This is a genomic window from Limnoraphis robusta CS-951 (assembly GCF_000972705.2).
The window spans coordinates 1-12,070 of sequence record NZ_LATL02000052.1 but is presented as its reverse complement, the minus strand read 5'-3'; the positions used below and the strand labels follow the sequence as shown (position 1 = coordinate 12,070).

The window sequence follows — 12,070 nt, the reverse complement described above, 5'->3', positions numbered from 1 at the left end:
ACCCATGTTCTTAACCCATATAGATTACCTAATGTCTTTTTAATCTGGCTCCTCTTTTCTGTTAAGTTTGTCATCACAAAGGAAGTTAATGTCTCTGGTATTGTTTCTGATCTGTGGTGATTTCCCAATAGGTTCTCGTACTCTTTTTACCAAATATGATTTCTCTAATATATCTTGTGTCTGATTCTTGATTGCTAAAAACCCTCTCAAATTTACACCACTTATTGGCTCTAACTTTCTCATGGTCAAGCATCCAGACTCCATGATTACTTCTTATTGCCAACACCCAAGGTAATTCAAATTCATCTAATTTACTGATAAATAAACTGCTTTCACCATAGAGGCTATCCGCTAAAACTAATTCAATCTGAAATCCAAAATCAACTAACTCTGTTATGATTTCCGATGCAATTTCAATCTTGGTTTTATAGATGTTTCCTTCTTTCAGTGTTCTTTGGGGTTTAAACACTCTAAAAACCAAAGGAAAAGTTATATTTTTATAAACACCATAAGCATTAACTGATACTATTCCCCGATCTACTTTGCCCACACTCCCCAAGTATTGTCTGGCAACATAGTCGGTTTTCTTACCCTTTTTCCGGTCTCCTGTCTCATCAATTATTACTATAATCTTCTGGCTTTTCAATGCTTTCAGAGTTTGCGCTAATCTTCTTTCTTTTAGTTCCTTCACTGACCAAGGCGAATTAGCTAAAAAGTGATGAAGTGACTGCGGGGAACTAATTCCTACTATTTTAGCAATTTCGGGTAAAGATTTTCTCGGAATTGGTGAGATGATTCCTAGATGTAAGTATTTAAAACATTCGTAACTTCTAACTTCAGGGAATAAATCTTTATAACCTTGGCAATATTCATCAATCACTGAAACTGTTGCTTGTGCATCTCTAGCCAAATGTTTGATAATCTGTAATTCTACATCCATTACCTTATCCCCCTTCTAGCTACCCGTGTGGTTTATTTTCTAATTTTACTTATAGGAGACTGACAGAAGAGGGATATCATTGTGACAAGAGCGATCGCTGAATTGATTGTACTGATTAATTGACGCGATCGCTCTTGTGTCTCTTTTAATATGATATAACATTCTTTTTTCAATAAAATTCTGTAACTTCCAGCTTAACTTTCCTATGTTCCCTGGTCAAACCTCTATACAAACATCATAGTTAATCATAGAAGGTTAATTTAGATGCAAAACGATGGAATTTATCTCATTCTCAATTTTATTAAGCCTGATTGTGATCTCTGACGAAATTTTCAATGGTCAATACAAACTCTCTGAACGGCTTTTAAACTGGTTAGATCAAACAGTTAATCAAACTGAACAGCGAAATAAGTAGAGAAAGATTGGACTTGCATTTGCAAACCCCAGGAGTAAACTGAAATGGAGATTAATATCAAGCAGTTCTTTCAAGCTATTAAAATCGCCAAAACGACTGACTATTTAGGAGATGTTGCCATTCTAAAAGCTGAAGCTTTTGGCGTTAAACTCAATCCGAAACATGAATCAAAAATGCAGTCGGTTATCGGTTATCACCCGCCTATCGATTTAGAAAAATTAAGTCAGCTTCCACCCCCAACTTTGGGTTATCAATATGCTGAACACATGAAACGGAATCATCTTAAACCCTTTGAAATCAGCCCAGAAGTGAGTCGAATTGCCGAAAAAAATGTTTTTTCTCTGCGATATTCAATCACTCACGATATTTTTCATGTGTTGTTAGGGTTTGATACCAGTTACGCTGGAGAAATCGGAGTTTTAGCCTTTGCGGCTGAACAAAACTATAGCCTGACTTTAAAGGTTTCATTGGCGATGGCTATCATCCTTTATCCTTTATTCGCTCCTCAACAAATTCCAGAGATTTTTAGCAATCTTCGGGTTGGTCGATTGTTAGGAAAAAAAGCAAAATTTTTGCTCAGTTATCGGTTTGAGGAAAATTGGGAAAAGCCCTTAATAGAAATTAAAAAGGAGCTAGGCTTAGTTTAAGTTGAGGAGTAAAGTTAACTTTTTTGACCTCTAATGCTGATCGATTGACAATCTCATTTCCTAATTATACAATCAGGAGAGAACATTTGAGGGGTGTTAAAAACTCGATATGATTTTAACAACAACAGGCACACTTGAAAACAAACAGATTATTCAATATTGTGGGATTGTCAGTGGAGAAGCGATTTTAGGTGCAAATGTTTTTAGAGACTTTTTTGCCAGTATTCGAGATGTTGTTGGGGGAAGGTCAGCCGCCTATGAAAAATCCTTGCGCGAAGCTAAAGAAACCGCTATAAAAGAAATGGAACAAGCTGCCGTTTCCCTGGGTGCCAATGCCATTATCGGGATTGATTTAGATTATGAAACCATTAACTCCAGTGGCGGTGGAAGTATGCTGATGGTAGCAGCAAGTGGGACAGCAGTCAAATACCGCGATTAAGCTTTATAGAGATTGGGCCATATAAAAAAAGTTGATAGATGTAATCTCCGGTAGTCCAAAATTATAATCGATTCGATCAGAGGAAAAAGTCTGTCCAGTCGAAATACTTTTTGTCAAAAATCGCGATTTTTTCTGCAAAGTTTGATACAATTCTTTCGTTGGTTGTGATAGATGCCAACAAAACCATTGTATATCGTCAAAAAAGACTATGAATAGACTTCGCAACATTCTCGCTGGTGCAGGTATTGCTACCGTCGGTGCAATTGGAACAAAAATGGCAGTTGATTACTTCAAAAACCGTAACAAAGAAGAAGCCCCAGACGAAAGTCAAGGAGATGTTAACGAAGCAGAAGCTCCTCCTGGCCAAGTGAGTTATGCTGTTGTCCAAGATGATTCTGTACAATCATTTTTAGATACTAGCTTTGGCGATCCAGGACGTTATGTACCCACTCGTTCACCCAAAGTATTTGACTACCAAGGTGGACAATACATGGTCATTTGGGCGCGGGACAATAAGCAAGATAAAAACCAAATGATGGCTTTTGAATATACTGATGCTGGCCGGAAAATGATTGCCAGCGTTGGATATACAGGCGATAAAACCGACTATAATATGTCCGGTTTAGATAATACTCCTTTTGCGGTAGAAGTCAATGGCGAAAAAATAGCATCCGGCCAAGGTGAGACAGGGGGAGCAGACGAAGTTGATTTTGTTTTAGCGTGAGCGTGCCGGACTAGAACCGGGAGGACATTTTAACCCTTCACCGGGAATAGGTGTGCTTGAAAGTGGGGGAGGTTGGGTAGAAGGTTCATCTGTTTGACAGACATTTGCGAATGCCATCACTCCCCCTTCCGTTTGTCCGACTGTTACCACGCCCGTATAACTGGGCAGTCCCTCTGCTTTAGCGGCGGCTGTGATCACAACCGTTTGAGCCAAGTCTCCGACTGTCGTGACATTATAGCGATATTCTCCGGTTTCAAGATTAACATCAACCGAAAGATTTTCAATGGAACTAGCAAAATGACCGTTGGCATTATAATAAGCCTGTTGTCCGGCTGTCATTGTGTTCATCACAAAAGAAGCTTGATTGCTACTTTCAAAGGGAGAAATTTCTTCAAGTTCGGGAATGGAAAAAGTGAGTTGACATCCGGTTAATAGCAAGGGAGAAAAAATTAAGAATCTCCAGAAAGCTAGAGTTGAGACAGCAGAGACAGAGAAATCTTGAAGTCTGTTCATTTAACCTGAAAAACCAGAGCTTTTGTATTGAGCNGTTCATCACAAAAGAAGCTTGATTGCTACTTTCAAAGGGAGAAATTTCTTCAAGTTCGGGAATGGAAAAAGTGAGTTGACATCCGGTTAATAGCAAGGGAGAAAAAATTAAGAATCTCCAGAAAGCTAGAGTTGAGACAGCAGAGACAGAGAAATCTTGAAGTCTGTTCATTTAACCTGAAAAACCAGAGCTTTTGTATTGAGCAAAATCCAACTACAGCCTGATCCACAGTTATTCCTGAAATGTTCTGAACTCTATACTTTTGTTAAAGGCGGATGGAAAATGATCGCTCCTACGGGATGATTAGATTATTCAATCCTCACTTCTTCATCCTTCGATTCTGGTTGATCGGATGTGGGGTTTGGGGAGCAATAAAACCCCGTCATTTATGGCGGGGATACATGGACTCCCCAAAGTCAAAAACAACCGCTCGATGTGGTTGTCTTTGACAAATCTATGCTATCATAGTCAGCATAAATTTAAAGGTAAGTAGTCCGAATTGATAGTTTTTGAGTTCAAAGCACAAGGTAAAGATAGCCAGTATCGAGCAATTGACGAGGCGATACGCTCCTACAAGTTCATCCGAAACTCTTGTTTAAGATACTGGATGGACAACAAAATGGTGAGCAAGTACGNGACGAGGCGATACGCTCCTACAAGTTCATCCGAAACTCTTGTTTAAGATACTGGATGGACAACAAAATGGTGAGCAAGTACGACCTCAATAAATATTGCAAGGTGTTGGCTAAACAATATCCTTTTGCTCACAAGCTCAACTCTCAAGCTAGACAGTCTGCGGCTGAATGTAGTTGGAGTGCAATTAGCAGGTTTTACAACAACTGTAAGCGAAAAGTACCCGGTTTGAAGGCGTTTCCTAAATTCAAAAAACACGCTCGTTCTGTTGAATACAAGACTTCAGGATGGAAGCTTTCAGAGAACAGGAAACATATTACTTTCACCGATAAGAACAATATCGGTAAGCTGAAGCTAAAGGGAACCTATGATCTTCATTTCTACCAACTCGAAGACATTAAGCGAGTGAGGTTAGTGAAGAGAGCCGATGGATACTATGTGCAGTTTTGTATTTCNGCAGATAGCTTTGGAAATACCATAGAAAATCCTCAGTTCTATAGGAAAGCTGAAAAACAGTTAAATCGAGCTAATCGCAGAAAATCCAAGAAATACATTCGTGGGGTTAAACCGCAGTCAAAAAACTACCACAAAGCCTTGTGTCGATATGCCCGTAAACATTTAAAAGTAAGTAGGCAACGTAAAGAGTATGCAAAAAGAATTGCATACTGCGTAATTCACTCTAATGATGTGGTCGCCTATGAAGACTTGAATGTTAAAGGCATGATAAAAAACCGACATTTAGCTAAATCAATTTCAGATGTTGCCTGGTCTACTTTTCGTTATTGGTTAGAATATTTTGCAATAAAATATGGGAAGCTAACAATACCTGTAGCTCCCCATAATACCTCTGCTGACTGTTCTAACTGTGGGAAAAAAGTAACAAAATCTCTATCAACAAGAACCCATGTTTGTTCATGCGGATATTGTGAAGANTGCACCTCTTTTAATGTTGGATGATTCCTGCGTTGGAAAGTGCGATCCGTGAACCAAGAATCCCCGTCATTTATGGCGGGGAGTGTCAAGAGACAATTAACCCGAACTCATCTGTAGAATTGTCAATGACGGCTGCTAAATCTCGCTTCTTAGAAGTTCTAAGTCTCTGGAAACAACCCAATCTCTCAACTCGGATGATGTTGGTGGGTTTGGGGATCACAATGGTTTTTATTCTGATAACGGTATTGTCTCCAGTCTTTTTGGCTTGGGGATGGATTCAAAGTCCAACAGAGTTTCTCTCGAACCCCATTCACCAAGCCCCAGGGCTTGAACATTGGTTTGGTACCAATCGTCAGGGCTATGATGTTTTTTCCCGAACCCTTTTTGGTGTCCAGGCGGCTTGGAAGGTGTTGCTATTAGCCACCGGGTTAAGTTTGATCATTGGGGTACCGTTGGGACTCGTCAGTGGTTATTTGGGGGGAAAACTAGACCGAGCGTTACTGTTTGTCATGGATGCAGTATATACCTTACCCGGACNGGTTTGGTACCAATCGTCAGGGCTATGATGTTTTTTCCCGAACCCTTTTTGGTGTCCAGGCGGCTTGGAAGGTGTTGCTATTAGCCACCGGGTTAAGTTTGATCATTGGGGTACCGTTGGGACTCGTCAGTGGTTATTTGGGGGGAAAACTAGACCGAGCGTTACTGTTTGTCATGGATGCAGTATATACCTTACCCGGACTGTTGCTGTCGATTACCCTGGCGTTTGTAGTTGGGCGAGGAATTTTGAATGCAGCGATCGCCTTGAGTATCGCTTATGTTCCCCAATATTATCGGGTGGTTCGTAATCATACCACAAGTGTTAAAACAGAATTATTTATTGAAGCCGCGCAAGCCCTGGGGGCGGATACCTGGACAGTATTATCCCGTTATCTGTTTATGAATGTGATTCAGAGTGTGCCTGTTTTGTTTACCCTGAATGCGGCTGATGCCATTTTAACGTTAGGAAGTTTGGGATTTTTGGGATTAGGATTACCGGAAGAGACTCCAGAATGGGGACATGATTTACGTTTAGCGCTGGAAGCTTTACCGACGGGGATTTGGTGGACTGCTTTTTTTCCGGGATTAGCCTTAACGTTGATGGTGGTGGGATTATCGCTGTTGGGAGAAGGGTTAAATGATTGGGTAAACCCTCGCCTGAGAAATCAACGCTAGTAGGTCTCAATGGGGTGTGACTCTCTTCACAAGAACTTAATGATTAATCCAATCAATGTAAAGATATGTATATTAACTGTGATCTTTATCTTAAATATTCAGCAGTTGAAGTTTAAAACAATAGAACAAGTTGATCAAGATTTCACAAAAAGATGGCGTCAAAAGCTTAACTTGATTTAACATTAGAGTAGGCACCAATTTTTCAGATTTGAGTTAACGTACAAAAAAGGAACTAAGTTCAGACAGTTTCTCTTGTAAGTTGTGAACATCCGGTTTGCTTTTGCAAGCTAATGGGCTGGAGCAACTCAGTCAGTTGTCTCAATTGGGTTAAGATGATGTTAGAGACTAAAAAGTCTACAGGCGAAGATCATTAAACTTCCCCAAATCGTTATATCCACTAACCTGCTGATTGAGGCAACAGGTTTTTCCAGCAAGGGTCAACTTCTGAAAAGCTGTCTTCTAATGACTAGAGATCAAAGCTAGTTGGTGTTGAGGAATTCCTTCCCAAACCCGTCTAATTCTGCGGTTAGCAGAAAAATGCCGAGGGTTTGTAGCAGCCTGACCCCAATTGCAAAATCTGAGGAATTTCAACTTTTAATCCCAGTACCCACCTAGAAGTTGTAGCGAGGCCGTGCATTTTGTATGAGAGAGGCTACAATCAGAAAGGTCTAACTGCAATGGTGAAAACACCAATCGGTGTTGTTTAAATCCAATGTCGATAATTTGAGTGAAGTCGAGTTTACTCAAGAAGTCGGCTAAACCCCAATCAAACTGTGATTGCGGTTAGAATTGGCTAAACTGTCTAGAAATAGACAAACTACTAATTGTTTATAGTGATTGATTCTTGCATTGAGGAGCATGAGGAACGCGGCATGATCCAGACGAACACCGGACTCGCAACCCCCATTCAGCCGGAGATGGAACCGATCGAATTGCTTCAAAGTTCAACCCGAGCCCGACCGGAACATGAATTAGACTTTCTGCTTGAAGATGATGATAGTCAAGACGAAGATTATCTAGAATCTCAGTCTGATGAAGAAGACGAAAGCAAGTCAGAAGGAGTTGCTAAGTCACGGCGTCGGACTCAGGCGAAGAAAAAACACTACACTGAGGATTCGATTAGACTCTATCTCCAAGAAATAGGTCGAATTCGATTATTACGAGCTGATGAAGAAATTGAATTAGCGCGTAAAATCGCCGACTTACTTGAGTTAGAGCGAATACGGGAAAAGCTAATCGAACATCACCATCGAGAACCCGAAGACCGGGAATGGGCAAGTGCCGTTGACATGGCCTTACCTGAATTCCGTCGCCGTCTTTTCCACGGAAGACGGGCCAAAGATAAGATGGTGCAGTCAAACCTCCGTTTAGTGGTTTCGATCGCTAAAAAGTATATGAATCGAGGCTTATCATTCCAAGACTTAATCCAAGAAGGAAGTCTAGGATTGATTCGGGCGGCTGAAAAGTTTGATCACGAAAAAGGTTACAAATTCAGTACCTACGCGACTTGGTGGATTCGTCAAGCCATCACCCGAGCGATCGCTGATCAATCTCGGACAATAAGGCTTCCGGTTCACCTGTATGAAACCATTTCTCGGATCAAAAAGACGACTAAATTACTCTCCCAAGAAATGGGTCGTAAACCCACAGAGGAAGAAATTGCCACTCGGATGGAAATGACCATTGAGAAGTTGCGGTTTATTGCGAAATCAGCCCAACTCCCCATCTCTTTGGAAACACCGATTGGTAAAGAAGAAGATTCTCGCTTGGGTGATTTTATTGAGTCTGATGGAGAAACCCCGGAAGATCAGGTGTCCAAAAACCTGCTTCGCGAAGACCTCGAAAGTGTTTTAGATACTCTGAGTCCCCGTGAACGTGACGTTTTACGGTTACGCTATGGCTTAGATGACGGTCGGATGAAGACGCTTGAAGAAATTGGTCAAATCTTCAATGTCACTCGTGAACGGATTCGTCAAATCGAAGCAAAAGCTCTGCGGAAGTTGCGCCATCCCAACCGCAACAGCATCTTAAAAGAGTACATTCGTTAAGGCGGTCTTTGGCGTGAATGGGCAAAGTCAGGACGTTGTTTCAGCTTTGCCCTTACTTTTTTTGCTAATAAAAAGCTTGAGAGTCATCGAAAACTCCCAAGTCATGTTATAATCTTCCTACATTTTAATAAANCGTTGTTTCAGCTTTGCCCTTACTTTTTTTGCTAATAAAAAGCTTGAGAGTCATCGAAAACTCCCAAGTCATGTTATAATCTTCCTACATTTTAATAAAGAGCTAGTGTAATGGAGACTGCCATTGTGTACAAATCTTCCATTACGTCTAGCTTACATCAAACCCCAGAAGTGTAATACACCTTGTCCTGAAGCGAGTTCGATGATCACAGCCGAGATAAAGCCGATCATGGCAAGACGACCATTCCAGGTTTCAGATCCGGCTGTAAAGCCCCAGTTCCACTCGTTGTGATTTTGCTCTTGGGGTAAGCGATTTTGGTTTTCCATGTGGCAATCTCCTTTCAGGAAACTTGTTGTTCTCTGTGAATAAATGTAACTAAACTGTAAAGAAAGTGCAAGCTCAACAAGGCCTTTTTTGTCAGATTTAAGCCCTAAGACACAGATTGAAGGTACTAATCTTTGACATCCTCTCCTCCCTAAAGGGAGAAGATTCCTCACCACGCCACCTTTAACGGGTGGTCACTGAATGGGGTTGACGCTTCGCAGGACGCTGCTTCAATAACCGGAGTCTTATGCCTTCCTCCACGTCCGTTTAAAGTCTCAGAATGTCCTCCCGCGACTATTAACAAATCNCTTCCCTTGTTCTGCCCTCAACTAAAGGAGTTCCAACCTAATCTTCTATTCTGTAGTATTTATGGGACAAGGCGGGTTTTTCAACCTATTTGATTTTACCATAAAAGTCGCCCTTAAGGGCGAGGCTTGTATCCCAATTTTTTGATCAAACCTCTCTGTCTAGGGAACTAGCGGGGGAAAATCGCCTGTTCTGTTTTATAGAGAACATCAGTGTTAATCGACAGGGACTTCTTCAAAAGCTTCGCTTTCTTTTTCTTTCAGTGTAGGAGTAGGGATAGGAACTTCTTCAACAACGGGATGTTTTTCTAAGGTTAAAGTTGATTGTTGTGAACCGGATAGGCGTCTGAGAAGCTTGGGCTTAGGATCATGGAGTAAATAAATAATCCGATCATCAATTTGCCATGTTTCCGAAGCCGGTAAAACTTGTAAATTTCCTTGTCGTTCTACTAACAGAGGAAGCAATTCATTAGAACGAATTAAGGCTTGTAAATGCGATCGTTGAAACTCTAATCCGGGTTGTTTGAGAGTCGTTTCTCCCAACTTCACCTCTTGACTTTCCATGAACTTATTCCACTTTTTTAAGGAGAAATCGGGGATAAAAGCTTGTTGTACTTTTTCTTTATTAGCTGAGGCTTTTGATTGCGGATCACGAGGAAAGAGTGCCAAAACACGAGGCGGTTTAAATTCTTCTGCGGCGCGTTCCGATAAGACCAGATTAACTTCTCCGTTACTGGTCATTGCTAAAAAAGTACCAATAGATTCGAGACCAGCCTCTTCTAACACATTGGGATCTAAAGCACTACTTTGATAAACTCGCAAACCTTCTTGTTTAGCCTGTTCACAAGCTTCTGAATTAGTATCGATAATCACCACAGATTCGCCCCGCTCCTGAAATAAGCGTCCAATTAAGCGACTAATCGGGTTAGAACCAACAATAACAGCTCCGGTTGCAGAACTAGAGGTAATCCTTAATAACTTGGCCATCGAACGAGCTGTTAACCCTTGAATCACAACCGTCATAATAATCGTTAAAAAGACTAAAGCTTTAATAGAGTCTCCGCCGTTCATTCCCCGTTGGGTTAATAAAATGGCAAACAGAGAGGAAACAGAAGCCGAGACAATTCCTCTAGGGCCAACCCAAGAGACAAATGCTTTTTGTCGCCAGTTGAGATTGCTATTGAGAGTACAAAGCCAAACATTAATCGGGCGAACGATCCACATTAAAGCNTAATAATCGTTAAAAAGACTAAAGCTTTAATAGAGTCTCCGCCGTTCATTCCCCGTTGGGTTAATAAAATGGCAAACAGAGAGGAAACAGAAGCCGAGACAATTCCTCTAGGGCCAACCCAAGAGACAAATGCTTTTTGTCGCCAGTTGAGATTGCTATTGAGAGTACAAAGCCAAACATTAATCGGGCGAACGATCCACATTAAAGCCAAAACGGTCAGAACACTTCCCCAACCCAAAGCGACAATACTTTCTAACGATAGATCAGCCGCCAGCAAAATAAACAATACGGAGACAGACAGCATAGTTAACTGACCTTTAAATCGCCGCAGTTGTCGCATTTCGGGTACACCGACCGTTCTCACCATCATCCCCGACACAACCGCCGTCATCAGTCCAGATTCGCTGTAAACGACTTCCGCTAAATCGTATAAACCCCAAAGGGCGGCTAAAACAATCAGGTTTTTCAGTTCTTCAGAGAGAGATTGGCTTTTTTTTAAACTCCAACCCAGCAACCCACCTCCAGCCACCCCAAGCGCCGCCCCAATTCCCAGGCGAATCATCAGTTCTTGAAAAAGTTCTAGGGGGTTGGCGTTCCCGCTTAAGACAACGTTGAGGACTAAAACGGCGAGAATGGCACCGACTGGATCGATTAAAACCCCTTCTCCTTCGAGTAAGGCGGCGACTCGACGATCAACAGAAACCTGTTTGAGTAACGGCCCGACTACGGTAGGCCCGGTGACAACCACCAATGAAGCGTAAAGAAAGGCGATCGGCCAAGGAAATTCACCTAACCAGTGGGCAGCCATTCCGCCGCCTGTGAGGGTGATTAGGGTGCCAAAGGTGACTAAATTACGGATGCTTCCAGAAACTTGTCCTAGATCCCTAAGTTCTAGGCTTAAACCGCCCTCAAACAGAATCAGAGCAACCGAGAGTGATACGATCACCTCTAATCCTTCACCCAGTAGGTTGGGATGGACTAACCCTAAACCATCATTACCGACGATAATCCCAAATAGCAATAGGAAGACGATCGCAGGTACTTTGAGGTAGTCTGCTAAAACTTGAGCGCTTATTCCACTAATGATTGTGATCACCATCAGCAGAGTAATGTCAAAGGAAGTTGTTTCCATAAGCGTAATGGGGTTCGGCTACTCACGACGGTTGAAATGCCCTGTATTCTGCGCTTCGGATCGGTCTGAAGTTGTTCTAGAGTTCGCAGATCGCATCTGATCACCTTGTGACTTGATGTTTAATAGAGTTAAAACCCTATTGACGGTTATCATAACCCATTATTCGCCCTAGACTGACTGGCTCAGGTTAACAACTTCTGTAAACACCTGCTATTTGAAGTTGATCGAATATCTTGAAAAAAGTCTAGTTTGCAGTTGGAATCAGTTTTTCATCAGATGAAATGCACCCGGTTGAAGCGGTGTTTTTTGGGTGCAAGTGTTTTTTTGGGTGCAAGCCTTGCACCCCTACTGGGTCAGGGCTGTTTCATTCTCAGTTAAAAATTGCCGGGGTTGATGGGGTGATGGGG

At 41.8% G+C, this 12,070-nt stretch carries 8 protein-coding genes and 4 pseudogenes; 7 read left to right on the top strand and 5 right to left on the bottom strand.

Annotated elements, in window-relative coordinates; all coding sequences use genetic code 11:
* A pseudogene (locus tag WN50_RS04060) lies at positions 1-940 on the bottom strand (IS701 family transposase); the annotation flags it as partial.
* Between the two features lie 459 nt (positions 941-1,399).
* On the opposite strand from WN50_RS04060, the gene WN50_RS04055 reads away from it, so the two are divergent.
* From WN50_RS04055 to WN50_RS04045, 3 genes are all read left to right on the top strand, one after another.
* On the top strand, positions 1,400-2,002 hold the full coding sequence (locus WN50_RS04055) for a Coq4 family protein (protein WP_152964699.1): 603 nt from the start codon (positions 1,400-1,402) through the stop codon (positions 2,000-2,002).
* 109 nt (positions 2,003-2,111) lie between these two features.
* Complete coding sequence (locus tag WN50_RS04050) at positions 2,112-2,441, top strand: heavy metal-binding domain-containing protein (RefSeq protein ID WP_046281212.1); 330 nt, start codon at positions 2,112-2,114, stop codon at positions 2,439-2,441.
* Positions 2,442-2,649: 208 nt separating this feature from the next.
* Positions 2,650-3,165 carry a hypothetical protein gene (locus WN50_RS04045; RefSeq protein WP_046281211.1) on the top strand — a complete coding sequence of 172 codons (516 nt, stop codon included), beginning with the start codon at positions 2,650-2,652 and terminating at the stop codon, positions 3,163-3,165.
* Here the strand turns inward: WN50_RS04045 and WN50_RS04040 are convergent.
* Positions 3,157-3,678 (bottom strand): type IV pilin-like G/H family protein, encoded by a 522-nt coding sequence (locus WN50_RS04040; RefSeq protein ID WP_046281210.1) that lies wholly within the window; start codon positions 3,676-3,678, stop codon positions 3,157-3,159. The genes WN50_RS04045 and WN50_RS04040 overlap by 9 nt on opposite strands.
* 670 nt (positions 3,679-4,348) lie before the next feature.
* Between WN50_RS04040 and WN50_RS37340 the strand changes: the two are divergent.
* From WN50_RS37340 to rpoD, 4 genes and pseudogenes are all read left to right on the top strand, one after another.
* Positions 4,349-4,800: pseudogene (locus WN50_RS37340) on the top strand (nuclease/transposase family protein); the annotation flags it as partial.
* A gap of 1 nt (position 4,801) precedes the next feature.
* A pseudogene (locus WN50_RS35805) lies at positions 4,802-5,277 on the top strand (RNA-guided endonuclease InsQ/TnpB family protein); the annotation flags it as partial.
* 539 nt (positions 5,278-5,816) lie between these two features.
* Positions 5,817-6,490: ABC transporter permease (locus tag WN50_RS04025; RefSeq protein ID WP_049557985.1), on the top strand; the 674-nt coding region annotated here is incomplete at its 5' end.
* 872 nt (positions 6,491-7,362) lie between these two features.
* Entirely contained in the window at positions 7,363-8,538 is a 1,176-nt protein-coding gene (gene rpoD, locus WN50_RS04020) for an RNA polymerase sigma factor RpoD (protein WP_046277959.1), read from the top strand.
* A gap of 285 nt (positions 8,539-8,823) precedes the next feature.
* Here the strand turns inward: rpoD and WN50_RS04015 are convergent, their stop codons facing one another.
* The 3 genes and pseudogenes from WN50_RS04015 to WN50_RS04005 all read right to left on the bottom strand — a co-directional run.
* A complete protein-coding gene (locus WN50_RS04015) occupies positions 8,824-8,997 on the bottom strand; it encodes a chlorophyll A-B-binding protein (RefSeq protein ID WP_046277958.1) in 174 nt (57 codons plus the stop codon).
* A gap of 519 nt (positions 8,998-9,516) precedes the next feature.
* Positions 9,517-10,530: pseudogene (locus WN50_RS04010) on the bottom strand (NAD-binding protein); the annotation flags it as partial.
* A gap of 1 nt (position 10,531) precedes the next feature.
* Positions 10,532-11,663: cation:proton antiporter (locus WN50_RS04005; RefSeq protein WP_049557980.1), on the bottom strand; the 1,132-nt coding region annotated here is incomplete at its 3' end.
* Positions 11,664-12,070 lie beyond the last annotated feature (407 nt).